Here is a 22,354-nt window from a genome sequence, read left to right as displayed (position 1 = left end):
CCCCCGTGGTTGGTTCACCAGTCGGGAGAAAAGCTAGCGGGCCGGCCCCGCGGCCGGGAAGGACGGCTGCGGGACGGACGGCGGCCCTCCGCCTACGCCGTCCCGTCGATCGTCGCCGAGCCGATGACGCGCGTGCCGTCGTACAGGACCACCGCCTGTCCCCGGGCGATGCCTCGGATCGGCTCGGCCAGGCGCACGCGGACCTCGTCGCCGACCGCCTCCGCGATGGCGGGCGTCTCCTCGCCGTGGGCGCGGACCTGGGCCGTGCAGGTCACCTCGCCCACCGGGGCCGGGCCGCACCAGCGGGGGCGGATGCCGACCAGGCGGTCCACATCGAGGGCCTCGACCGGGCCGACCGTGACGGTGTTGTGGACCGGCGAGATGTCCAGCACGTAGCGCGGCTTGCCGTCGGCCGCGGGGCGGCCGATGCGCAGGCCCTTGCGCTGGCCGATCGTGTAGGCGTAGGCGCCGTCGTGTTCGCCGAGCTTGGTGCCGGTCGCGTCCACGATGTCGCCGCGCTCGGTGCCCAGGTGCTTGGCCAGGAAGCCCTGGGTGTCGCCGTCGGCGATGAAGCAGATGTCGTGGCTGTCCGGCTTCTTCGCCACCGCGAGGTCGCGCCGCTCGGCTTCCAGCCGCACATCGCCCTTGGTGTCTCCGCCCAGCGGGAACATCGCGTGCGCGAGTTGGTCGGTATCGAGCACGCCCAGCACGTACGACTGGTCCTTGCCCATGTCGATCGAGCGATGCAGCTCACGCGAGCCGTCCGGGTGCTCGACGATCTGCGCGTAGTGCCCGGTGCACACCGCGTCGAAGCCGAGCCCGAGCGCCTTGTCCAGCAGCGCCGCGAACTTGATCTTCTCGTTGCAGCGCAGGCACGGATTCGGCGTGCGCCCGGCCTTGTACTCGGCCACGAAGTCGTCCATGACGTCCTCGCGGAAACGCTCGGCCATGTCCCACACGTAGAACGGGATGCCGATCATGTCCGCGGCCCGCCGCGCGTCCCGGGAATCCTCGATCGTGCAACAGCCCCGGGCCCCCTCGCGCAGCGTCGCGGGTTTCGCCGAGAGCGCGAGGTGGACACCGACCACGTCGTGTCCGGCCTCGACCGCTCGCGCGGCGGCAACGGCGGAGTCGACTCCGCCGGACATGGCGGCGAGCACCCGCAGGCGGCCGTTGGCAGGAGGAAGCATGTGATCAGACATAGCGCCTCAAGAGTACGTGGTCGCACCGCCGACCCCCGAGGGGATTACCCGACCGGGCCCGAGAGCCCGGGGCCTACCGCCGCGCCGCCACCGAACCCGCCGATCGGGCCCGGGTGACCACCGGCAGGATCGCCTCCCCCAGTTCCGCGACCTCGGCCTCGGTGGTGGTGTGCCCCAGGCTGAACCGCAGCGATCCGCGCGCCCTGGCGCTGTCCGCCCCCATCGCGAGCAGCACGTGACTCGGCTGGGCGACGCCCGCCGAGCAGGCCGAGCCGGTCGAGCACTCGATCCCGCGCGCGTCGAGCAACAACAGCAGCGAGTCGCCCTCACAGCCCGGGAAGGAGAAGTGCGCGTTGCCCGGCAACCGGTACGCCGGGTCGAGCCGCCGATCCCCGTTGAGCTGCGCGTCCGGCACCGCCGCCATGATCCGCCGCACCAACTCGTCGCGCAGCGCGCCCACTCGCCGCGCGTACTGTGCCTGTTCGCGCACCGACTCCTCGGCCGCCACCGCCAATGCGGCGATCGCCGCGGTGTCCAGCGTGCCCGAGCGCACGTCGCGCTCCTGGCCGCCGCCGTGCAGCACCGGCACCGGCGTGATGCCGCGCCCGAGCACGAGCGCGCCGCAGTTGCCCGGGCCGCCCAGCTTGTGCCCGGTGACGGTCATCGCGTCCAGGCCGGTCGCCGAGAAGTCGACCGGAATCTGGCCGACCGCCTGCACCGCGTCGGAGTGGAACGGGATGCCGAACTCGTGCGCGATCTCGACCAGCTCAGCGATCGGTTCGACCGTGCCGACCTCGTTGTTGGCCCACATCACCGTCACCAGCGCCACCGACGCCGGATCACGCTCGATCGCCGCCCGCAGGGTGTCCGGTTGCACCCGGCCGTCGGCGTCCACGTCCAGCCACTCGACCACCGCGCCCTCGGCCGACTCCAGCCACAACACGGGGTCGAGCACGGCGTGGTGCTCGACCGGACTGACGAGTATCCGCCGTCGCGCCGGGTCCGCCGCCACACGGGACCAGTAGATCCCCTTGACCGCGAGGTTGTCGGCCTCGGTGCCGCCTGCGGTGAAGACGATCTCGCTGGGTCGCGCGCCCAGCGCATGGGCCAGCGACTCGCGGGACTCCTCCACCGTGCGGCGCGCGCGTCGGCCGGAGGCGTGCAGCGAGGACGGGTTGCCGAGTCGGGCGAGCTGTACGGTCATCGCCCGGATTGCCGAAAGGCGCATCGGGGTGGTCGCCGCGTGATCGAAGTAGGCCATCGCACTGCGAAGCTTAGTCGGGTACGCGTGGGCGCCGGCGCGGGCGGCCGTACACCCGTCCGTAACGGGGCCCTCCGGGCAGGAATCGGCCGAGCCACAAGCGCCGGGACACCGGCATCGCGGGCGCGTACGCGACGAGTCGCCGACGCGGGCGCTCGTCCTTCGGATCCGGTCGTCTCGGCCGGTGGTCGTAGGTCGACGGATGCCGGCTCTCCCACACATCCTGGTGCAACGCGTGTCGAGCCGAATCGGGCCCGGTCCACCCCTGTGAGTGGTGGCACCGCGCCTGCCGGTGAAGCGGTGAAGTCGCCCGTACCGGGTCGAGCCGAACTCCTGCGGGCCCGCGGCCACCCCGAGCGTGCGGCGCGCCCGCCGTCGGCTCGCCGGCCCTCGACCCACTGCTCGACCTACTCCTCGACACTGGTGCCCGAGTTCCGGCGCCACGCGCGCGGCGCCCGCCACCCGCGCCGGAGCGCGAGTACCCGGAGCAGGAACGCGAAGGTCACCGCCGCCGTCGCGGTCACCGGCCCGAACAGGTCGAACTCGATCAGCGCGGCGGTGATGCCCGCGCCGAGCAGCGCCGGGAAGGTGTAGATCTCCTTGTCCCAGCGCAGCAGCGTGGGCACTTCGCGCGCCAGCACGTCGCGCATCGCGCCGCCGCCGACGGCGGTGGTCACCCCGAGCGCGGCGGCCGGAATGGGATTCAGGCCGTACGCGTACGCCTTCGCGGTGCCGGTCACGCAGAACAGGCCGAGCCCGGCCGCGTCCAGCACGTCGATCGCGGACATGATGCGTTCGACCTGGGGGTGCAGGAAGAAGACCAGGCCGGCGGCGAGCAGCGGGGTGGTGAAGTAACCGAGATCGGTGAAGGCCGCCGGAGGCACCGACCCGATGATCACATCGCGGATCACCCCACCGCCGAGGGCGGTGACCTCGGCGAGCAGGGCGATCCCGATGACGTCGAAGTTCTTCCGGACGGCCATCAGGGCGCCGGCCGCCGCGAACACGAAGATGCCGAGCAGGTCCAGGACCTGCTGAAGTGTGTGGTGAAAGATCTCGGGCGGCACCTCGGGCGACATAACGGATGTTCTACACCGCCGGGTACGGCCCGCTACTCATGGGGCCGGTGAGGGCGGTGTGTCCTTCCCGTCGGACTCGACGGCACCCTCCGCCGCAGGCTCCCCACCGGCCTCGACGGCCTCGGGCGCCGACTCCGCCACGGGCGTGTCCGTCGCGGACGCGTCCTCCGCAGGCGCGGCCTCGGCAGCCACTTCCTTGGCAGGTGCGGCCACCTCAGGCGCGTCCGCCACCGGCGCCGCCGGCTTCACCAACTCGACGACCTCGCCCCCGCCGCCCACCCCCGCCGGCATGTTCTCCGGGAAGTGGCAGGCCACCTGGTGCCGCCCGACGATCTCGGCCAGCGGCGGCTCCTGCGTCTTGCAGATGTCCTGCACCTTCCAGCACCGGGTGTGGAAGCGGCAGGCCGGCGGCGGGTCCATCGGGCTGGGCACGTCGCCCTTGAGCAGAATGCGCTCGCGGGTCTCGCGCCGGGCCGGATCCGGCACCGGGACGGCCGACATCAGCGCGACGGTGTACGGGTGCTTGGGCGAGGAGTAGAGATCCTCCCGGTCCGCGATCTCGACGATCTTGCCGAGATACATCACCGCGACCCGGTCGCTGGTGTGCCGAACCACCGACAGGTCGTGCGCGATGATCAGGTAGGTCAGCCCGAACTCGCTCTGCAGGTCGTCCAACAGGTTGACCACCTGCGCCTGGATCGACACGTCCAGCGCGGACACCGGTTCGTCGGCGACCACCAGTTTGGGCCGCAGCGCCAACGCCCGGGCGATGCCGATCCGCTGCCGCTGCCCACCGGAGAATTCGTGCGGGTAGCGGTTGTAGTGCTCGGGGCTGAGCCCGACCAGCTCCAACAACTCCTGCACGGCCTTCTTGATGCCGCCCTCGGGGGTCACCTTCTGGAGCCGGAACGGCAGCCCGACGATGGTGCCGACCGTGTGCCGGGGGTTCAGCGAGGACTGCGGGTCCTGGAAGATCATCTGGAAGTCGCGCCGCAGCGGCCGCAATTGCCCTCGGGAGAGCCCGGTGAGGTCGCGCCCGCCGAACTCGATGGTGCCTTCGGTGGGTTCGAGCAGCCGCATCACCATCCGCCCGGTGGTCGACTTGCCGCAGCCGGACTCGCCCACCAGACCCAGCGTCTCGCCCTCACGGATGTCGAAGTCGAGCCCGTCCACGGCCTTGACCGCTCCGGCCCGGCGCCGAGTCATCCCGGCCCGGATCGGAAAGTGCTTGCGCAGCCCACGCACCCGCACCAGCACGTCCCGCTCCCGCGCGTCCGACTCCGGCACGTCCAAAGAATCGGCGGCCTGCGCAGCTTTCACGTCGTCTCCCGCTCGGGCGCCCTCGGTCACTTCAGCGTTCCCGTTCCCTTTGCTTTTCGCCGTCTCGCTCACAGGCGCGGCCTGATGTCCTCGGTCCAGATCCGCTCGCGCTCCTGGACGTCCAGGTGGCACGCGGTCCGGTGGCCCGGCTCGATCTCGACCAACTGCGGGACCTCGGTCTTCTCCCGCCCGTCGTTGTGGTCCGCGTACGGGCAACGGGTGCGGAACGCACAGCCCGAGGGCAGCGAGATCAGACTCGGCGGGCTGCCCTTGATCGGCATCAGCCGTTCCTGGCGATCCCGGTCGAGCCGGGTCAACGAGCCCAACAGGCCCCAGGTGTACGGGTGTCGGGGCTGCTCGAACAGGGTCCGCGAGGGGCCGTGCTCGACCGCCCGACCGGCATACATCACCAGTACGTCGTCGGCGAGTTCGGCGACCACGCCCAGGTCGTGCGTGATCATCATCACTGCGGAGTTGAACTCCCGTTGCAGGTCCCGGATCAGGTCCAGGATCTGGGCCTGCACGGTGACGTCCAGCGCGGTGGTCGGCTCGTCCGCGATCAACAGTTCCGGGTCGCAGCTCAGCGCCATCGCGATCATCGCCCGCTGGCGCATGCCGCCGGAGAACTGGTGCGGGTAGTCGTCCACGCGCCGGTCCGGACGCGGGATGCCGACCCGGCCGAGCAGGTCGATCGCATGCGACCGGGCCTGCTTGTTGGAGACCTCGTTGTGCACCTGGTAGGCCTCGATGATCTGGTGGCCCACCGTGTAGAACGGGTGCATCGAGGACATCGGGTCCTGGAAGATCATCGCCATCCGCCGGCCGCGCATCAGCCGGACCTGCTCGGGAGTCGAGCGCACCAACTCCTGGCCGTCCAGCCAGATTTCGCCGCCGATCCGGGCACTGGTGTTGCCGTGCAGGCCCATGATCGCCAGCGAGGTGACGCTCTTGCCGGAGCCGGATTCACCGACGATGCCGAGCGTGCGCCCGCGGCGGAGCGCGAAGTCCACCCCGTCGACACTGCGCACCAGGCCGTCGTCGGTGGGGAAGTGCACGGTCAGGCCGCGCACTTCGAGGAAGTTGTCCTTCTCCGGCGGCGGACCGGCCGGGGCGAGCTTGGGTGCTTCGGCCGCGGTTTCCCGCTTGCGGCGCGGTAGCAGTCGGGGCATCAGGTCCTCACCCGGGGATCGACGACCGCGTAGAGCAGGTCCACGACGAGGTTGGCCAGGATCACGAAGATGGCGGCGATCATCGTCACGCCGAGCACTTCGGGCAGATCCTGTTGCGTGATCGCCTCGACGGCGAACTTGCCGATTCCGTCGAGCGAATAGACCTGTTCGGTCAGGATGGCGCCGCCCAGGAGCAGGCCGACGTCCATGCCGAAGATGGTCAGGATCGGCGTGAGCGCCGCGCGCAGGCCGTGTTTGACGATGACGTCCCGTTCGCGCAGGCCCTTGGCCCGGGCGGTGCGGATGTAGTCCTCGCTCATCGTTTCGAGCATGCCGGCGCGGGTGAGTCGGGCGTACAGCGCCGCGTACAGGAACGCCAGGGTCAGCCAGGGCAACACCAGGTTCCAGGCCCAGCTACCGGGATTGTCGAAGAACGGCACGTAGTGCACGCCCTTGAAGATCGGCCATTGATAACTGAACAACGCCAGTGCCACCAGGCCGGTGAAGAAAGGTGGCAGGGACACGCCCGCGAGCGCGAAGCCCATCGAGAAGCGGTCCAGGAGGCTGCCGCGTTTGAGCGCCGAGATCACCCCGATCGAGACGCCCGCGAGCAGCCAGAGCACCGCGGCGCCCGCGGCCAGCGACAAGGTGACCGGGATCCGGTCCTGGAGTCGCGGCCACACCTCCAGGTTGTTGCGGAAGGAGAAGCCGAGGCAGGGCGGCGCGCAGTGCACCTTGCGCACGCCGGTGTCGTAGTCCTTGCCGGCGACCATGCCCTTGACGAACTTGCCGTACTGCTCGGGCACCGACTTGTCCAGCCCGAGGCTGTGCTTGACCTGCGAAATGGCCGCCGGGCTGGGTGACTTGCCGACGTACCGCGCGGCGAGTTGGTCGCTTGTGGCGCCTCCCAGACGCGGTATGAGGAAGAAGATGGCGAAGACCGCCATGGTGACGATCAACAGGAGCACCACCGCTCCCGCCAGTCGCCTGAGCAGATAGAAAATCATGAGCCGGCGACCCGGTCCGGTGCGGGGAGCGGGATCACCACTCCCCGCACCGGAACTGACGGGCCTTCACCTCTCCTTCGGGCTACTGACCTCGTCGCAGGCTTACTGGATACCGATGTTGAGGTAGTCGTACATCCCGGAGTACGCGGGAGTGACGACCAGGTTGGTCACGTTCGGCGGGCGGTAGAGCAGCGACTTGGTCCAGGCGAACGGGACCATCACCGCCGACTCCATCACCTTCTGGTCCAACTGCTGCCAGATGGCCGCGCTCGCGTTCGGGTCGATCGTGCGGGTGGCCTGGTCGATCAGACCGTTGACCGCCGGGTCGTTCAGCTCGGACAGGTTCGTGCCACCGGCGGGCTTGATCGCCCGACCGTCCACGATCTGCTGGAAGAAGCCGAACTGGGTGGGGAAGTCGGGGCCCCACTGCATGAACATGATGCCGACCTTGTTGTCCGCCACCCACTTGGGCACACCGGCGAACTGGGTGAAGTAGTCACCCGAGGGGTACTGACGGATCTCGATCTTGATGCCGACCTTTTCGAGCGCGTTCTGCACCGACGTGGCGCCCGCGACCTCCTTGGGCCGGTTGCTGCGCGCGGTGAGGATGGTGCTGAAGCCGTCCGGCTTGCCGCACTGCTTGAGCTCGTCCTTGGCCTTGGCCACGTCACCGGTGTGCTTTTCGCCGTTGGGGTACATGTCGGCGACCTTGGAACCGGCCAGCGTCGGCGGCATCAGGTTCGTCGCGATGTCGGCGCCGACCTCACCGCCGACCGCGCGCTGCATCTGCGCCTTGTTCACCGCGTACTGCACGGCGCGCCGGCAGTGCACGTTGTCGAACGGCGGGGTCTTCGAGCTGATCGCGAGGTACGCGAGCGCTCCGGAGACCGCGTCGTCCGAGTTCCCGGCCAGCTTCTCGTCGGTCAGGATCTTGTTCTGGGCGGCGGCCTGGACCCCGGTGCCGACCACGTCGAGCTGCGCCGTGCCGGCGAAGAGCCGGTTGTCGACGTCGTTCGCGTCCTGCTTCTCCAGGAGTTCGATCCGGTCCGGCAGCGCCTTGCGCAGCGGGTCGGTGCTCGGGTCCCAGTGCGGGTTGCGGACCAGGTTGACCGCCTTGCCGGGCTCGTACTGGCCGTCGACCATGTACGCGCCGGTGGCGAGGGGGTGCTTGACGTACTCCTTGCCGGTGTCCTTGGCGGGCGGGACCGGCGCGGTCTGCGGGAGCGCGGCGAGGTAGTTGAAGTCCGCGAACGGTTCCTTCATCTTGAAGACGATGGTGTAGTCGTCCGGCGTCTCGATCGCCTTCAGGCCCAGCTTGTCCGGCGCGGAGTCCTTGTACGGGCCCTTGTAGGTGCTGTCCGGGTCGAGGTACTGGGCGAAGTAGCCCGGGCCGTTGGGCAGGATCTCCTTGTCGAAGGTCCGCTCGACCGCGTACTTGACGTCCGAGGCCTTGACCTCGGTGCCGTCCTCGTACTTGACGCCCTTGCGCAGGTGGTACGTCCAGGTCTTGCCGCCGTCGTCGGTCTTGCCCACGTCGGTGGCCAGGTCCGGCGCGAACTCGTAGCTCGCGTTGCCCGGTGCGGGCTTGAACGTCAGCAGCGGACGGGCCATCAGCCGGGAGAAGTTCCAGGCCGAGGCGTAGTACATGTCGCCCGGGTCGAGCGAGTCGAACTTGTCCGAGCTGACCAGCTTGAGCGTCCCGCCCTTCTTGGACGACTGGTTGACGACCTCGGTGATGGCCTTGTTGCTCGGCGAGTACTTCTTCTTCGAGCCGCCGCTGCCACCGCCACACGCGGTTGCGGTCAGCGCGGTGACCGCAACGATGCCGATCAGCGCCTGGGCCCTGCGCCTGCGAGTTACCGGGTGTTTCATCGCTGGTCGTGCCTCCTCGTGGGGACTTGCGGGATATTCAGCGGCTGCGTGGGTCGAGGGCGTCTCGAAGGCCGTCGCCGAGCAGGTTGAACGCGAGCACGGTGATGAAGATGGTGACTCCGGGGACGACCATGAACATCGGTGCGTCCTCGTACCGGGGAGTGGCGCGCGCGAGCATGCCACCCCACGAGGCGGTGGGTTCCTGCACGCCGACGCCCAGGTAGGAAAGGGCGGCCTCGAACAGGATGTTGGTCGGGATCAGCAGCGTGGAATACACCAGGATCGGACCGACCAGGTTGGGCAGCAGCTCCTTGAAGATGATGTGCCGATCGGTGGCCCCGAGGCTGCGGGCGGCGTCCACGAACTCCCGCTCGCGCAGCGACAATGTCTGGCCGCGCACGATGCGGGCTATGTAGGGCCAACTGAAGAAGCCGATCACGAAGATCAGCACGGTGACCCGGAGCGTGTCGCCCTTGAGGCCGAACGCCTCGCCCTGCAGGCTGCTGCCGATCGCGATCGCGAACAGGAGCAGCGGGAAGGCCAGGAAGACGTCCATCGCGCGGCTGATCAGCGCGTCGATCCAGCCGCCGAAGTAGCCCGCCACGGTGCCCAGTACGACGCCGAGGACCACCGACAGCAGGGTGGCGAGGAAGGCCACGAGCATCGAGATGCGGGCGCCGTAGACGATGCGCGAGAAGATGTCCCGGCCGTTGACCGGCTCCAGACCCAGTGGATGGTCCCAACTGGCGCCGCCGAAGCTGCCGTTGGGGATGTTCAACACCGGGTCGAGCAGATCGTCGTGGTACTCGGTGGGATCGCCGCCGATGAAGGAGGTGATCACCGGGGCGAAGATCGCCACGAGTACCATGAAGATGATCACCACGCCACCGGCCATCGCGACCTTGTCGCGACGGAATCGGGCCCACGCGATCTGGCCGAGGGAACGACCCTCGATGCGGACGCCGGCGGACTCGGCGATCGCTTCGGGGTGCGCCTCTCGGGCCACACCGGTGGTCTCGATCGGTGCCGTCATGGATCGACCCTCCCCGCTCACGGATGCGACGGCGGCTCGGGATCGCCGATCCCGTCGCCATACCCGGCATTGCGATCCCGATGATCTTCGGGATCTGTCGTCCGGGTGAGACTCCTCCGTGACGGGGGTCACCAACAGGGGTCGCGGAATACCTTTACTGAACCGTGATTACGAAGCGCCGATTCGCTGGTTGATCCGCGTAGATCGGTCACGAAATCACAACAAGGCAGCGGTTGATGACGTGACGTCAGTTTTTTGGGGGCATCAGTGTCTGTTGCCCGATGTCGCCACTGTGTGCCGATCTTCGCTCACTGCGTGTTGCGGGCCGCCTCGTCGAGCATGTCGATGCCGATGAACGGCCGGGTGTGTTCGCGCATCCACGCGGCCACCGGGTCGAACGGGTCGTCCAGGGCGACCGAGGACAACGTCAGGCCGGCCGGCGCGGCGGCCGAGGCACGTTCCATCGCATCCCGCATGCGCTGCATCGTCGCGGGCTGATTGTCCGTCAGGCGCAGGCCGATGACGAGGCGTTCGGGTCCGACGGTGGGTCGCACCCAGGCCCGGTGCGCGGCTCGCACCACCTGGGTCTGGAACAGTTGGCCGCCGAGCACGGCATAGAACGCCGGGTCCCACAGGGTGGGTTCGCCCACCTCCAGGGGGCCCGCCAGCAACCGGTCCAGGCCGCCGACGATCCGCCGCAGGTCCAGGTGGGGCACGCCGACGCCGCCGCCCTGGACGTGCGGATTCAGCCACAGGCCCCAGTGGTCGGTGTACAGCGAGGAGGCGATCTCGGTGACCGGACAGATTTCGAACGAGCGATCCCAGCCACTGAGACGAAGCTGTTCCTCGGACGTGAACGCCGGGGCGTAGCGCCACCCGGCCACGTCCATGTTCCCGTACTGCGCGTCGGGACTGCCCGGTTGCCCCTGCCACAACAGCATCCACACCCGGGCGCCGGTGAGCGCTTCGAGCAACCGCTCGTAGGCGTCGTAGCGCCCGGGCGCCACCTGGCTCAAGGCCTGCTCGACCTGGTTCACGACGTCCTCCCCGAACCCGAATGATGTACCGATGAGCGGATCTCGACGAATGGGCGCACGGCGGTGCCGGACGCCGGCTCAGCGCTGGTCGGCCCGCAGGTAGAACGGCTCGGTCCGCTCCAGCATCCAGTCCCCCACAGGATCCTGCGCAACGTCCAGAAGCACCACGTTCACCGGCCACGGGCAGGCGGCCCGGCCGAGCGCGCGCTCCAGGGCGCCGACCGCGATCAGGCGGTCCTCCTCCTGCCAGCGGTCCAGTTCGACCCCGATGAACAGGCACGGCGGGTCCGACTCGATCTCGCCCAGGCCGCGTCGCGCGCTCAGGATCACCGGCGCGTGGGTGAACTCGGCGGCGGCGGCGATCAGGAACTCCATCGGCTCCTCGTCCGGCTCGTACAGCCGCACTCGCGCGCCGCGCGGGCCCCCGCCGGGCAGCCGGGCCAGCTCCAGTACGCCCGGCGGCGGAATCGGGATGCCCACCTCGCCGCCCGGGTTGATCGCGATGCCCACGTGCGGCGGCAGCCCGCGGGCGAACTCGCGCAGCGGCGCGACCGTGCACGCCATCGGGCCCGCGACCCGCCGGAACTCCTCCTCCGAGGAGAACACCGGCACATACGGCCGGCCGTCGATCTCGGTGGTCGGCAGCGTCAGTTCGCTGTCGGCCGGGTTGCCGCCCTCGGGCAGCGGCACCCACACGTCCGCCTCGGCCAGGGCCTCGAAGAGAGCCTCGGCCCGGGACGGGTCGTGCATCGCCGCGACGAGCGCGCTCTCCACGGGATTGGCCGGGAACGGCATGGTGGTGCTCCTCTGGTGTCCGCCGCAGTTTACGACTCGGTCGACAGCCGCCGTCGGGACTGTCCGGGTACGGGGTCTGCGAAAACGATCCGGCTGAGTGTTCGGGCGGCCGGGCGGTCGAGCAATACGCACGAGGTGAAGCCGCCCGGGGCGGACGCCAGGGCGGGGCCCGCGTCCAGCCACGGCGTCAGTCGGGCGAGCAGTTCGCGCCACTCGCGGTGATGTCGGGCGAACACCGGTGTGGAGACCCCGCGCCCGCGCGCGCGTTGGCCGGAAAGCGCCTGATGGGCGGTCACGTCCAACAACAGGGCGTGCGCCGAACTGCCGCGCCGACGGGCGGCGAACACCAACGCCCGACGCAGGATCGGATTTCGGCCACTGTCGTGCACGACCACCGCGCCGGGCCCGCGCAACGCCCGGGCCACCTCGCCGTAGTGCGAGAGCCGCACCAGCGGCCGATAGGCCCGGTACGGAATGCGCCCGGCGCGCACCGCCCAGCGAGCCCGGACCAGGTCGGCGTCCAGCACGGCCACGGTCGGCCCCGGGGTGACCACCCGGGCGAGCAACGTGCTCTTGCCGGCCCCGGGCAGGCCGGTCACCACGAGCACGCACGAGGCCGGATAGGCCAGTACGTCCACCACCCGGTCGCCGATCCGCTCCCCCGGGCGATCGCGCTCCTCCCGGAGGTCGTGCACGGACCGGGGCATCAACACGCCGCCCTTCGCGGCGCCGGTATGCGCCCCCGCCGAGTCCGTCTCCACGAGCCCTCCCTTGTCCCGAACCGTCCTGCCCTGCGCATGGTGTCGCACCCGCGCGCGCGAGCGCGTCGTGGCCATCCCTCGAAAACGGCGGCCCGCGAAGCCGGCAGTCCTCGAAATCGGCGGCCCCGAAGTCGCGACCCGCGGACTCGACGGGTCCCGGCCCCGGCCCCGGCGGGGGATTGACGACACGCGCTAGCATGCCGGGCACAACCTCATATCGGCCGTCGACCCCACGCGGAAGAGTCCTCGCCCACGAGCGGGGCGCCGAAGGAGCAACTCCTCCCCGGAATCTCTCAGGCACCGATACCGCATGGGTCAGGCACTTCTGGAAAGCAATCGCACCGCTGGTGCGGTTCACCCACGGTGCAAATCACTGTTTCGCGCGGATGCGCTCGGCAGCGATGAAGCTCTCAGGTTCCGATGACAGAAGGGGAGGGCACCCCACTTTTCGACCGATCTTGGTCGAAAAGGGCTGTAAGCCATGGCAGGGAGCCCCCTTTGTTGTCGTATTCGCCGCACCGCTCGACCCCTTTCGCCGCCCTCCGCGCCGACACCCGCCTCCGGCCCGCGCGCCGCGCCTCGTGCGCGCCGACCGGACCCGCGGCCGTTCGCCATGCCCCCGACCGGCCCGCGCCCCTCGGGTGTTCCCGCCGGCGCCCCCTCGAAGGAGCCCTCGCATGACCACCGACCGCCGGACCCCGCTCGACGCCGTGCACGACGCGCTCGGGGCCACGATGACCGACTTCGCCGGTTGGCGGATGCCGCTCCGGTACGGAAGCGAGCGCGACGAGCACGCCGCGGTGCGCACCACGGCCGGCCTGTTCGACCTCACCCACATGGGCGAGATCGAGGTCACCGGCCCGGACGCCGCCCGTGCGCTGGACCACGCCCTGGTCGGTTTCGTCTCGAAGATCGGGATCGACCGCGCCCGGTACACGATGATCTGCACCGAAGAGGGCGGCATCGTCGACGACCTGATCGTCTACCGGCTGGGCGACGAGCACTTCGTGGTGGTGGCCAACGCGTCCAACGCGGACGTGGTCGCGGGCAGCCTGAAGTACCGCTCGGAGAACTTCGACGCCGCCGTGCGCGACGCCTCCGAGGAGTACACGCTGCTCGCCGTGCAGGGTCCCGCGTCCACCGCGATCGTCGGCTCGCTCACCGACGCCGACCTGCCCGCGCTCAAGTACTACGCGATCCTGCGCACCGAGGTCGCCGGCGTCCCGGTGCTGCTCGCCCGCACCGGCTACACCGGCGAGGACGGCTTCGAGTTGTTCGCCGCGCCCGGCGACGCGGTCGCGCTGTGGGAGGCGCTGCTCGCGGCCGGCAAGCCGCACGGCCTGGTGCCGGCCGGGCTGTCCTGCCGGGACACGCTGCGCCTGGAGGCGGGCATGCCGCTGTACGGCCACGAGCTGACCCGGGAGACCACGCCGTACGAGGCCAACCTGGGTCGGGTGGTCCGGTTGGACAAGCCCGAGGACTTCGTCGGCCGCGACGCGCTGGCCGCCGCGCAGGAGGACGTGCGCCGCACGCTGGTCGGGCTGACCTCGCCGGGCAAGCGGGTCCCGCGCGCGGGCTACCCGGTGGTGGACGCGGAGACCGGCGAGCGGGTCGGCGAGGTCACCTCCGGCGCGCCCTCGCCGACGCTGGGCGTGCCGATCGCGATGGCGTACGTGGCCGTCGAGCGGGCCGAACCGGGCACCCGTCTGGCCGTGGACATCCGCGGCAAGGCGGAGCCGGTCGAGGTGGTCGCACTGCCGTTCTACAAGCGGGCCTGACCCTCGACCGTCGGCGCCCTCCACCCACACGGGCGCACGGCCGGCGGCACAAACCATTACAAACCCACCTGCGGAACAGACTCACCTCATTCGAATGGAGAATGGACCCGTGCACGCACCCCAGCACCTGCGCTACAGCAAGGAACACGAGTGGCTCGACGAGGCGGCCTCCCCCGCCCTCGTGGGCATCACCCAGCACGCGGCCGACGCGCTCGGCGACGTGGTGTTCGTCCAGCTTCCCGAGGTCGGCCAACAGGTCGTCGCCGGCGAGCCGTGCGGCGAGTTGGAGTCCACCAAGTCGGTCAGCGACATGTACGCGCCCGTCTCCGGCGAGATCGTCGAGATAAACGACGCGGTCGCCGAGGACCCCGCTCTGGTGAACTCCGACCCCTTCGGGACGGGCTGGCTGTTCAAGGTGCGCATCGACGGCGAGGCCGAGGGCCTGCTGTCGGCCGACGAGTACGCCGCGTTCTGCGGCGAATGATCGAGATCGACCCGATCGAGGAGCTGACAACCGTGACGATCCTGGACCGTCCGCTGAGCGAGGTGGACCCGCAGGTCGCCGCCGCCCTCACCGACGAGCTGCACCGCCAGCAGAACACCCTGGAGATGATCGCCTCCGAGAACTTCGCCCCCGTGGCGGTGTTGGAGGCGCAGGGTTCCGTCCTGACCAACAAGTACGCCGAGGGCTACCCGGGCCGGCGCTACTACGGCGGCTGCGAGCACGTCGACGTGGTCGAGCAGCTCGCCATCGACCGGGTCAAGGACCTGTTCGGCGCCGAGGCCGCCAACGTGCAGCCGCACTCGGGCGCGTCCGCGAACGCCGCCGCGATGTTCGCGCTGCTCACGCCCGGCGACACGATCCTCGGCCTGGACCTGGCCCACGGTGGCCACCTCACCCACGGCATGAAGATCAACTTCTCCGGCAAGCTCTACAACGTGGTCGCCTACCACGTCGACGAGAAGACCCACCGGGTCGACATGGAGGAGGTCGAGCGCCTGGCCAAGGAGCACCGGCCCAAGCTGATCATCGCCGGCTGGTCGGCCTACCCGCGGCAGCTCGACTTCGCCGAGTTCCGCCGGATCGCCGACGAGGTCGGCGCGTACTTCATGGTGGACATGGCGCACTTCGCGGGCCTGGTCGCCGCGGGTCTGCACCCCAGCCCCGTGCCGTACGCGGACGTGGTCACCACCACGACGCACAAGACCCTGGGCGGCCCGCGCGGCGGCGTCATCCTGTCCAAGGCGGAGTACGCCAAGAAGATCAACTCGGCGGTCTTCCCGGGCCAGCAGGGTGGCCCCCTGGAGCACGTGATCGCGGCCAAGGCGGTGGCCTTCAAGGTCGCCGCGTCCGACGACTTCAAGGACCGCCAGCGGCGCACCCTGGAGGGCTCGGTCGTCCTGGCCGAGCGGCTCACCCGCAAGGACGTCACCGACGCGGGCATCACCGTGCTCACCGGCGGCACCGACGTGCACCTGGTCCTGGTCGACCTGCGCGACTCGGAGCTCAACGGTCAGCAGGGCGAGGACCGGCTGCACGAGATCGGCATCACGGTCAACCGCAACGCGGTCCCGTTCGACCCGCGCCCGGCCATGGTCACCTCCGGCCTGCGGATCGGCACGCCGGCGCTGGCCACCCGCGGCTTCGACAAGGCCGACTTCGAGGAGGTCTCCGACATCATCGCCGAGGCCCTCCTCCCCGGCTTCGACGACGCCCGCAAGGCGGCCCTGGCCACGCGCGTCACGGCTCTGGCGCAGAAGCACCCGCTGTACCCGAACATCTGATCCCATCGCGCGGATCCACGTTCACACCGACGGCCGCGGGGCCGCGGGGCACTCGCCCTGCGGCCCCGCGGCCGTTTCGCGCCGGCCGCGCCGGGCGCCCGGGATCAGCGACCGGTGAACTTCGGCTTCTCCTTGGCCACGAAGGCGCGCATGCCGGTGGAGCGGTCCTCGGTCGCGAACAGCGCGGTGAACTGCAGGCGTTCGATCTCCAGGCCGGTGTCCAGGTCGACGTCGAGGCCGCGGTCGATCGCCTCCTTGGCCGCCCGCAGTGCGTAGACCGGGCCGTTGGCGAACTGCGTGGCCCACTTCACCGCCTCGGCGTAGACCTCCTCGGCCGGCACCACCCGGTCCACCAGGCCGATCGCGAGCGCCTCGGCGGCGGCCACGAAGCGGCCGGTGAAGATCAGGTCCTTGGCCTTGGCGGGGCCGATCAGCCGGGGCAGCCGCTGGGTGCCGCCGGCGCCCGGGATGATGCCCAGGGTGATCTCCGGCTGGCCCAGCTTCGCGGTGTCGGCGCACACCCGTACGTCCGCGCACAGCGCGAGTTCGCAACCGCCGCCGAGCGCGAAGCCGGTGATCGCGGCAACGACCGGCTTGGGGATCTCGGCGACCGCGGTGAACGCGGACTGCAGCGCGGCCCCCCGGTCGACCATGTCGACGTAGGTCATGTCGGCCATCTCCTTGATGTCCGCACCCGCCGCGAACACCTTCTCACCGCCGTAGAGCACGACCGCGCGCACGTCGGCCCGCTCGCCCGCCTCGTGCGCCGCCGCCCGCAACTCCTCCTGGAGTTGCCGGTTCAGCGCGTTCATCGGCGGCCGGCTCAGCCGGATGGTGCCGACGCCGTCGGCCACTTCCAGGTTGACGAATTCGCCCATGACGCTCTCCTTTGGTCAGCCCTGATGTACCGGATCCGACCTTAGGCGCCGGCCCCCCGCGCAGCCGAGACGGGGCCGCGGTGCGTCGGCGCGTCAGGACGTCGATGCGTCAGTGCGTGGGTGTCGTGGTCGTCGGCGCGCCGCCGCCCGGCGTACCGCTCGCGATCCACTTGTCCCACGGCACGTTCCAGTCGCCGAAGCCGTTGTCCGGGTCCACGGTGCGCTCGTCGGAGCCGGAGATGTCCACGACGTCGCCCGGAATCACCCGGTCGTACAGCCACTTGGCGTTCTCCTTCGTCATCGAGACGCAGCCGTGGCTGGTGTTCTCGCTGCCGAAGACACTCGGATCGGCCCAGTAGTTGCCGTGCACGAAGGTGCCCGACGTGGTGATCCGCATCGCGAACGGCACGTCGTCGATGTCGTACTCGCTGCCCAGGCCCACGGTCTGCGAGTTCATCCGGGTCTTCTCGAACTTCTCGGTGATCGCCATCTTGCCGTTCCAGGTGCTGTACTTCGGCGACTTGCCGGCCGTGATCGGGATGGTCTTGATCAATTGGTCGTTCTCGTAGACCTTCATCGTGTGCGCCTGCACGTCCACCATGGCGATGCGCTTGGTGGCGGCCACCTTGAAGCTGTAACTCTTGAACTGGTTGGCGATCGCGCCGTCGCCGACATCGACGCCGCGCAGGTTCAGGTTGACCTTCACGTTCGTGCCGGGCGCCCAGTAGTCCCTGGGCCGGTAGTCCACCCGGGTGTTGTCGAACCAGTGCCAGGCACCCTCGACCTTGGGCTCCACCTCGACGGACAGCGCCTTCTCCACCGCGGCCCGATTGCGGACCGGGTAGTCGAAGGTCAGCGACACCGGGAAGCCGACACCGACGGTCGCGCCGTCCTCGGGGCTGAACCTCGCGGTGACCTTCTTGTCGCCGGACACGGTGCCGAACGTCGCGCGGGCGGTGGTGGGCGTGTTGTCGGCGTTGGTCGCGGTCGCGCTGACCGTGTACCTGCCGCCGAGGGTGAAGGCGACCTTGGGCTTCCAGGTCTTGCCGTCCGGGTCGAGTGCGCCGTCGACGGGTTCGTTCTGCGCGTTGACGACCTTGACCTCGCCGAGCTTTCCGCCGTTGACCGCGATGGTGATCGGCGCCTGCGGATCGATCGCGGTCGCGCCGTCCGCCGGGGTCAGCGTGATCGCGGCCGGATCGGCGCCCTTCTTCCGATCACCCTTGGCCGTGGAGGTGTTCCCTCCCTCGGCCTTCCGGCCCGAGTCCTTGCCGTCGTCGGAGCTGCAACCCGACACGAGCAGGAGCGCGCCGAGCATCAGTGCGGGCACCACACGCCATCGGGCCGGCGACCGCTTCGACGAGAGCGACTTCGATCCTGCTGACATGAACGGGTAGTCCCTTCATCCGGAGCCGAGCCGTAACCCGGCCTGGGCCGAGAACCACATCTCACATCCCATGTGACGAATCGAACATCCAACGCGGTTCCGAAGTCCCGGGTACTCGCGGGCAAATGCGGTGATCCGTGCCATCCTCTGGGACAACGGGCGTTCGTTCACCGCGAGCGCGCCGCGCATACGCGCCTCACCGGGCCCGCCGATCGGCCGCCACCAGTTCGTGGACCAGCGCCGGATCCGGGTACACCGGCCGATCGGCCCCGCCGGGGGGCAACTGACGGATGATCAATTCGTACTCCCGTTCGCCCGCTCGGGGCAGGGGAAGGGTCGGGGGCTGTGGCAGGACCGTGATGATCCGCTGGAGATCCGTACCCTCCGCGGCCTCCAGCAACCACTCCCACGTGTCACCCGGCGAACCGTCCCCGCCGGCGCCGCGATCGAGGTGCAACACGGTGTGCGCGCCTTCGAGTACCGCGCCCAGTCGTCCCGGGTCGCACAGGTCGCTCACCGCGACCCGAATGCCGGCCGCGCGCAACGCGCCGACCGCGCCGCGATCGCGGACGGTGGCCCGCACCTCCCCCGCCGAGTCCGCGAGTTCGAGCGCGACGGCACGACCGAGGGGCTGATCGGCTCCGGTGACCACGACGGGCATGACGGCAACCTAACCCAAACCCGGCCTTCGCAAAGCTCGCGTGCGGACGGAAGCAGGCGCCGTCCGACGGGGGCTCGCGAAGCGACTTGAGGCGCTTGCCCGCGCTCCGCCGGCAGGGAACACGGCCACGGTCACTCACCGTTCATCGATAAAGCCATGAAATCCGGCCACAATGGCCGAAACCATTGAGCCGGTAGGCGGAAATCCGACCTCGGCCACAACCCTGCGTATCGGCGCTCGTTGGATGTTCAGGGCTCCCATGTCACTCTCCCGGGGGAAGCCGGGCCGGACGACTGGATTTGTTGTCACTGTTTGCGACAGCTTGTTCACACGAAGTCGCCTCGGGGTCCGGATCGTTCGCCCCCCGCGGTGACCCGTGCACCTGATGGGATGCCCCGGGCCCCGCCCGGATCCGCAACACACGGAGGATCCAGATGAACCGCAAGCTCGGTACCCTCGCCGTCGCCCCCCTGGCCGCCGGCCTGCTCTTCCTGGGCGCCGGCGCCGCCTCCGCCGACGGCGGCAACGGAACCGTGGGCGACAACGGCTCGACCGCCTCGACCACGACCTCCACCACCACCAACAGTGGCAGCGGGAACGTGCTCGGCGGCGTGGACGGCAACTACAACGCCACCCAGCAGAGCGCGACCGGCGCGGGTGCCTCGAATCAGAACAACACCGCGGGCGTCAACGGCAACTCGGGCGTAGTGGTGATCGACCAGGGCAACGCCGGCGGCGCCCACCACTGGCACCCCTGGTTCTGAGCAGACCCGATCGGCCGCACCGACCCGGCCGATCGTCACTCCGCTGCGGCGGCATCCCCCGGGGGATGCCGCCGCAGCGGCGTATCGGGGCGGGGCCGGCGCGGGCGGATCCGGGCGCGGGCGTGTAGGCGTGGGGCCCCGGCGGGAACATCCTGGGGACCGGGACGGGAGGCGGGCCTTGACGCTCGAGTGGGAATCGACGGACCCCGAGGTCGACACGCGTGGCGTGCTCGGCCGATCGGCCGCGGCCAACGGCCATGTGCCGCCGCCCTGGCCGGGCCGCCGACTGCCGCTCGGTGCGCGCTTCGACGGCGCGGGCACCAACTTCGCGCTGTGGGCCGGCGACGCGGAGGCGGTCGACCTGTGCCTGTTCGAGGACGGGCCCGACGGGACGCTGCGGGAGAGCCGGTTGCCGCTGCGCGAGCAGACCTTTCGGGTCTGGCACGGCTACGTGCCGGGCGTACGACCCGGGCAGCGATACGGCTACCGCGTGCACGGGCGCTGGGATCCGGCGCGCGGTGCCCGCTGGAACCCGGCCAAGCTGCTGCTGGACCCCTACGCGCGGGCCGTGGACGGCGATTTCGTGCTGCACGACGCGGTGTTCGGGCACGTGCGCGGCCGGGACGACACGGTGCGCGACGATCGCGACTCGGCGGCGTACGTGCCCAAGTCGGTGGTCGTGGCGGACGACGCCGACTGGTCGCAGGACCGGCGGCCGAAGATCCCGTGGGCCGAGAGCGTCATCTACGAGTTGCACGTCAAGGGCTTCACCGCACGCCACCCGCGCATCCCGGACCACCTGCGCGGCACCTACGCGGGCCTGGCCCATCCGGCGGCGATCGACCATCTGGTCCGGCTCGGGGTGACCGCGGTCGAGTTGCTGCCGGTGCATCAGTTCGTGTCCGAGGAACACCTGTTGCGCGGCGCCCGGACCAACCACTGGGGCTACAACACGGTCGGCTTCTTCGCGCCGCACGCCGGCTACAGTTCGGCGGGCGGGCGCGGCGCCCAGGTGCACGAATTCCGGGACATGGTGCACACGCTGCACGCGGCCGGGCTGGAAGTGATCCTGGACGTGGTCTACAACCACACCGGCGAGGGCGGCCCGGCCGGACCGACGTTGTGCTTTCGCGGCATCGACAACGGCGGCTACTACCGCCTGGCCGACGGGGGTCGGCACTACACCGACTTCACCGGCTGCGGGAACACGCTCAACGTGGTCCAGCCGCACGTGCTCCGGTTGATCACCGACTCGCTGCGCTACTGGGTGATCGAGATGGGCGTGGACGGCTTCCGGTTCGACCTGGCGGCGGCGCTGACCCGGTCGACGCACGACGTGGACAAGCTGTCCTCGTTCCTGACCGTGATCGCGCAGGATCCGGTGTTGTCCCGGGTCAAGCTGATCGCCGAGCCGTGGGACCTGGGCGCCGACGGTTATCAGGTGGGCGCGTTCCCCCCGCTGTGGACCGAGTGGAACGACCAGTATCGGGACGCGGTCCGCGACTTCTGGCGCGGTGCCCGCCCGGACGTGCGCGGGCTGGCCTACCGGCTGTCCGGCTCGTCCGACCTGTACCAGCGCGACGGGCGCAACCCGTACGCCTCGATCAACTTCGTCACCGCGCACGACGGCTTCACCATGCGCGACCTGGTCACCTACGAGCGCAAGCGCAACGAGGCGAACGGCGAGGACAACCGGGACGGCACCGACAACAACCGGTCGTGGAACCACGGGTACGAGGGCGAGACGTCGGATTCCAACGTGGTCTCGCTGCGCAAGCGGCAGATCCGCAATCTGATGACCACCCTGCTGCTGTCCACGGGGGTCCCGATGATCACTTCGGGCGACGAGATGGGCCGCACCCAGGCGGGCAACAACAACGCCTACTGCCAGGACAACGAGCTGTCCTGGCTGGACTGGTCGGCGCTGGACTCGCCGCAGTGGCGACCGCTGCTCGATCTGACCGCCCGGCTGATCCGACTGCGGCGGGCGCATCCGGTGTTGTGCCGACGGGCGTTCTACTCGGGCCGCCCGGTGGCACCGGACGGGTTGCGCGATCTGGCCTGGTTCACACCCGGCGGGCGCGAGATGACCCGCAAGGACTGGTTCGCACCGACCGCGACGCTGGGCATGTACCTGTCCGGCCTGGACATCGACCGCCGGGGCCCGCGCGGCGAGCGCATCGTGGACGACAGCTTTCTGTTCATCCTGCACGCGTCCTCGCAGCCGATGCGCTTCACGCTGCCGGACGAGCCGTGGGCGCACAGCTACGAGGTGGTCCTGGACACGGCGCTGGAGGGCGACCCGATGGCGCGGTACAGCGAGCCGGTCGCGGGTGGCAGCGGACTGCGGCTGGCCGGGCGCTCGGCGATGTTGTTACGGGTCGAGCACGCGGTGTGGGCGCCCACCTAGCTTTTCGGCCCGGTCCCGCGGCGGTGCGCGGTCGGTGTGGGGCGCCGGGATGGCCGGGAACGAACGTCCCGATGACCGGGTGTGAACGCCGGGATCGACGCGCGCGGGCAGCGCCGACCCGGGCCGTACGCTCGCGTAGGGTGGAGGTATTCACC

The 22,354-nt window shown here is 70.0% G+C and carries 19 protein-coding genes and 1 riboswitch; of the genes, 5 read left to right on the top strand and 14 right to left on the bottom strand.

Translation table 11 applies throughout. From position 1 onward, the window contains the following. Positions 1 to 92 precede the first annotated feature (92 nt). The 11 genes from mnmA to ABZ374_RS31075 form a co-directional block, all read right to left on the bottom strand. Positions 93 to 1,190: a tRNA 2-thiouridine(34) synthase MnmA gene (gene mnmA, locus ABZ374_RS31125; RefSeq protein WP_360317313.1), complete on the bottom strand. Its 1,098-nt coding sequence runs from the start codon at positions 1,188 to 1,190 to the stop codon at positions 93 to 95. Between the two features lie 85 nt (positions 1,191 to 1,275). Then, positions 1,276 to 2,463, bottom strand: a complete 1,188-nt coding sequence (locus ABZ374_RS31120) for a cysteine desulfurase family protein (protein WP_360317310.1) — start codon at positions 2,461 to 2,463, stop codon at positions 1,276 to 1,278. 407 nt (positions 2,464 to 2,870) lie between these two features. Further along, positions 2,871 to 3,542 carry a trimeric intracellular cation channel family protein gene (locus tag ABZ374_RS31115; RefSeq protein WP_360317307.1) on the bottom strand — a complete coding sequence of 224 codons (672 nt, stop codon included), beginning with the start codon at positions 3,540 to 3,542 and terminating at the stop codon, positions 2,871 to 2,873. A 36-nt stretch (positions 3,543 to 3,578) separates the two neighbouring features. Next, positions 3,579 to 4,862 carry an ABC transporter ATP-binding protein gene (locus tag ABZ374_RS31110; protein ID WP_360317304.1) on the bottom strand — a complete coding sequence of 428 codons (1,284 nt, stop codon included), beginning with the start codon at positions 4,860 to 4,862 and terminating at the stop codon, positions 3,579 to 3,581. 68 nt (positions 4,863 to 4,930) lie between these two features. Further along, positions 4,931 to 6,031 carry an ABC transporter ATP-binding protein gene (locus ABZ374_RS31105; protein ID WP_360317302.1) on the bottom strand — a complete coding sequence of 367 codons (1,101 nt, stop codon included), beginning with the start codon at positions 6,029 to 6,031 and terminating at the stop codon, positions 4,931 to 4,933. Further along, complete coding sequence (locus ABZ374_RS31100; protein WP_360317300.1) at positions 6,031 to 7,038, bottom strand: ABC transporter permease; 1,008 nt, start codon at positions 7,036 to 7,038, stop codon at positions 6,031 to 6,033. Before ABZ374_RS31100 ends, ABZ374_RS31105 begins: the two co-directional genes overlap by 1 nt. A 102-nt stretch (positions 7,039 to 7,140) precedes the next feature. Beyond that, positions 7,141 to 8,910, bottom strand: a complete 1,770-nt coding sequence (locus ABZ374_RS31095; protein ID WP_360317298.1) for an ABC transporter substrate-binding protein — start codon at positions 8,908 to 8,910, stop codon at positions 7,141 to 7,143. 37 nt (positions 8,911 to 8,947) lie between these two features. After that, positions 8,948 to 9,943, bottom strand: coding sequence for an ABC transporter permease (locus ABZ374_RS31090; RefSeq protein ID WP_360317296.1), 996 nt, complete (start codon positions 9,941 to 9,943; stop codon positions 8,948 to 8,950). A gap of 308 nt (positions 9,944 to 10,251) precedes the next feature. Then, the gene (locus ABZ374_RS31085) at positions 10,252 to 10,980 is read right to left on the bottom strand and encodes an enhanced serine sensitivity protein SseB C-terminal domain-containing protein (protein WP_360317294.1); all 729 of its coding nucleotides are present in this window, start codon (positions 10,978 to 10,980) and stop codon (positions 10,252 to 10,254) included. A gap of 78 nt (positions 10,981 to 11,058) precedes the next feature. Further along, entirely contained in the window at positions 11,059 to 11,775 is a 717-nt protein-coding gene (locus tag ABZ374_RS31080) for an enhanced serine sensitivity protein SseB (protein ID WP_360317292.1), read from the bottom strand. A 29-nt stretch (positions 11,776 to 11,804) separates the two neighbouring features. Next, the gene (locus tag ABZ374_RS31075) at positions 11,805 to 12,536 is read right to left on the bottom strand and encodes an AAA family ATPase (protein WP_360317289.1); all 732 of its coding nucleotides are present in this window, start codon (positions 12,534 to 12,536) and stop codon (positions 11,805 to 11,807) included. Between the two features lie 225 nt (positions 12,537 to 12,761). Further along, positions 12,762 to 12,855, top strand: a riboswitch (glycine riboswitch). Positions 12,856 to 13,213: 358 nt separating this feature from the next. Between ABZ374_RS31075 and gcvT the strand changes: the two genes are divergently transcribed. The 3 genes from gcvT to glyA all read left to right on the top strand — a co-directional run bounded on the left by gcvT (position 13,214) and on the right by glyA (position 16,099). After that, a complete protein-coding gene (gene gcvT / locus ABZ374_RS31070; protein ID WP_360317287.1) occupies positions 13,214 to 14,314 on the top strand; it encodes a glycine cleavage system aminomethyltransferase GcvT in 1,101 nt (366 codons plus the stop codon). Positions 14,315 to 14,423: 109 nt separating this feature from the next. Next, on the top strand, positions 14,424 to 14,798 hold the full coding sequence (gene gcvH, locus ABZ374_RS31065) for a glycine cleavage system protein GcvH (RefSeq protein ID WP_360317285.1): 375 nt from the start codon (positions 14,424 to 14,426) through the stop codon (positions 14,796 to 14,798). Between the two features lie 32 nt (positions 14,799 to 14,830). Beyond that, positions 14,831 to 16,099, top strand: a complete 1,269-nt coding sequence (glyA, locus tag ABZ374_RS31060; protein WP_360317360.1) for a serine hydroxymethyltransferase — start codon at positions 14,831 to 14,833, stop codon at positions 16,097 to 16,099. 104 nt (positions 16,100 to 16,203) lie between these two features. Here glyA and ABZ374_RS31055 read toward each other — a convergent pair whose 3' ends face one another. The 3 genes from ABZ374_RS31055 to ABZ374_RS31045 form a co-directional block, all read right to left on the bottom strand. After that, complete coding sequence (locus ABZ374_RS31055; RefSeq protein WP_360317283.1) at positions 16,204 to 16,977, bottom strand: enoyl-CoA hydratase-related protein; 774 nt, start codon at positions 16,975 to 16,977, stop codon at positions 16,204 to 16,206. A gap of 109 nt (positions 16,978 to 17,086) precedes the next feature. Then, positions 17,087 to 18,364 carry an Ig-like domain-containing protein gene (locus ABZ374_RS31050; RefSeq protein ID WP_360317281.1) on the bottom strand — a complete coding sequence of 426 codons (1,278 nt, stop codon included), beginning with the start codon at positions 18,362 to 18,364 and terminating at the stop codon, positions 17,087 to 17,089. Between the two features lie 196 nt (positions 18,365 to 18,560). Next, on the bottom strand, positions 18,561 to 19,025 hold the full coding sequence (locus ABZ374_RS31045; protein ID WP_360317279.1) for an NAD(P)H-binding protein: 465 nt from the start codon (positions 19,023 to 19,025) through the stop codon (positions 18,561 to 18,563). 434 nt (positions 19,026 to 19,459) lie between these two features. Here ABZ374_RS31045 and ABZ374_RS31040 point away from each other — a divergent pair, with 434 nt between their 5' ends. Together ABZ374_RS31040 and glgX are read left to right on the top strand one after the other, a co-directional pair. Beyond that, a complete protein-coding gene (locus ABZ374_RS31040) occupies positions 19,460 to 19,789 on the top strand; it encodes a hypothetical protein (protein ID WP_360317277.1) in 330 nt (109 codons plus the stop codon). 226 nt (positions 19,790 to 20,015) lie between these two features. After that, the gene (gene glgX / locus ABZ374_RS31035) at positions 20,016 to 22,199 is read left to right on the top strand and encodes a glycogen debranching protein GlgX (protein ID WP_360317358.1); all 2,184 of its coding nucleotides are present in this window, start codon (positions 20,016 to 20,018) and stop codon (positions 22,197 to 22,199) included. Positions 22,200 to 22,354 lie beyond the last annotated feature (155 nt).

This window comes from Embleya sp. NPDC005971 (assembly GCF_040629175.1).
GTDB lineage: Bacteria > Actinomycetota > Actinomycetes > Streptomycetales > Streptomycetaceae > Embleya.
The sequence above is the reverse complement of the archived record's forward strand: the minus strand, read 5'-3'. Positions and strand labels throughout refer to the sequence as shown.

Bases quoted from the DNA above. Each gene is read 5' to 3' on its own strand.
- mnmA (WP_360317313.1), bottom strand. From the start codon at position 1,190: ATGCTTCCTCCTGCCAACGGCCGCCTGCGGGTGCTCGCCGCCATGTCC.
- ABZ374_RS31120 (WP_360317310.1), bottom strand. From the start codon at position 2,463: ATGGCCTACTTCGATCACGCGGCGACCACCCCGATGCGCCTTTCGGCA.
- ABZ374_RS31115 (WP_360317307.1), bottom strand. From the start codon at position 3,542: ATGTCGCCCGAGGTGCCGCCCGAGATCTTTCACCACACACTTCAGCAG.
- ABZ374_RS31105 (WP_360317302.1), bottom strand. From the start codon at position 6,031: ATGCCCCGACTGCTACCGCGCCGCAAGCGGGAAACCGCGGCCGAAGCA.
- ABZ374_RS31100 (WP_360317300.1), bottom strand. From the start codon at position 7,038: ATGATTTTCTATCTGCTCAGGCGACTGGCGGGAGCGGTGGTGCTCCTG.
- ABZ374_RS31095 (WP_360317298.1), bottom strand. From the start codon at position 8,910: ATGAAACACCCGGTAACTCGCAGGCGCAGGGCCCAGGCGCTGATCGGC.
- ABZ374_RS31090 (WP_360317296.1), bottom strand. From the start codon at position 9,943: ATGACGGCACCGATCGAGACCACCGGTGTGGCCCGAGAGGCGCACCCC.
- ABZ374_RS31080 (WP_360317292.1), bottom strand. From the start codon at position 11,775: ATGCCGTTCCCGGCCAATCCCGTGGAGAGCGCGCTCGTCGCGGCGATG.
- gcvT (WP_360317287.1), top strand. From the start codon at position 13,214: ATGACCACCGACCGCCGGACCCCGCTCGACGCCGTGCACGACGCGCTC.
- ABZ374_RS31055 (WP_360317283.1), bottom strand. From the start codon at position 16,977: ATGGGCGAATTCGTCAACCTGGAAGTGGCCGACGGCGTCGGCACCATC.
- ABZ374_RS31050 (WP_360317281.1), bottom strand. From the start codon at position 18,364: ATGTCAGCAGGATCGAAGTCGCTCTCGTCGAAGCGGTCGCCGGCCCGA.
- ABZ374_RS31045 (WP_360317279.1), bottom strand. From the start codon at position 19,025: ATGCCCGTCGTGGTCACCGGAGCCGATCAGCCCCTCGGTCGTGCCGTC.
- ABZ374_RS31040 (WP_360317277.1), top strand. From the start codon at position 19,460: ATGAACCGCAAGCTCGGTACCCTCGCCGTCGCCCCCCTGGCCGCCGGC.